The sequence below is a fragment of the Nocardia rhamnosiphila NBRC 108938 genome (assembly GCF_000720425.1).
Taxonomy (GTDB): domain Bacteria; phylum Actinomycetota; class Actinomycetes; order Mycobacteriales; family Mycobacteriaceae; genus Nocardia; species Nocardia rhamnosiphila.
Genome location: NZ_JOAJ01000075.1, coordinates 1 through 273, shown reverse-complemented (window position 1 = coordinate 273; position 273 = coordinate 1). Strand labels below are relative to the sequence as shown.

Genomic DNA, 273 nt, shown 5'->3' with positions numbered 1-273 from the left:
CGCCTGCCTCGGGACATGAGCTTGACGTCCGCCGCCACCCTGGCCACCCTGGACCGGACCGGCCCGCGGCGCATCACCGATCTGGCCGCGGTCGAGGGCATCACCCAGCCCGCGATGACCGCCCTGGTCCGGGTGATGGAGGAGTCCGGCCTGGTCGAGCGGCGGGGTGACGCATCCGACAAGCGGGTCACGCTCGTGTGCCTGACCGAGGCCGGCGCCTCCTATGTCCGGACGCGGCGCCAGGCGGGCGTCCACGCGTTCGAGCGGTTGATC

The 273-nt window shown here is 73.3% G+C and carries 1 protein-coding gene; it reads left to right on the top strand.

Annotated features, from left to right (window positions below):
- Positions 1–15 precede the first annotated feature (15 nt).
- On the top strand, positions 16–273 hold a 258-nt coding region (locus IG75_RS0135790), incomplete at its 3' end, for a MarR family winged helix-turn-helix transcriptional regulator (protein ID WP_030525782.1).